At 22.0% G+C, this 259-nt stretch carries 1 protein-coding gene; it reads right to left on the bottom strand.

Annotated elements, in window-relative coordinates; translation table 11 throughout:
• Positions 1–259: hypothetical protein (locus BUE91_RS07220; protein WP_180371213.1), on the bottom strand; the 259-nt coding region annotated here is incomplete at both ends.

The following is a 259-nucleotide window of genomic DNA, read 5'->3' as shown; positions in this document are numbered from 1 at the left end:
GGACTATCAGCAAATATTACTAAATTATTTACATTTTTAGAAGAGTAAATTTTAACATCAGCAATATCAAATACATATTTTGAAAAAAACTTGAGATAAAGGGTTTCATTAAATATTCTTAATTGATTTGTACTTTTCTCACTTTTATCACTAAAATCTATATTCATTACCTCTTTATATTTTTTAATTAACTCTTTTTTTATTTTTTTCAATTCCGCTAATCCCTCTTCTTTATCTATCATAGAAAAAGATGATTTTG

This window comes from Streptobacillus notomytis (assembly GCF_001902585.1).
In the GTDB taxonomy this organism is placed as follows: Bacteria; Fusobacteriota; Fusobacteriia; order Fusobacteriales; family Leptotrichiaceae; genus Streptobacillus; species Streptobacillus notomytis.
The sequence above is the reverse complement of the archived record's forward strand: the minus strand, read 5'-3'. Positions and strand labels throughout refer to the sequence as shown.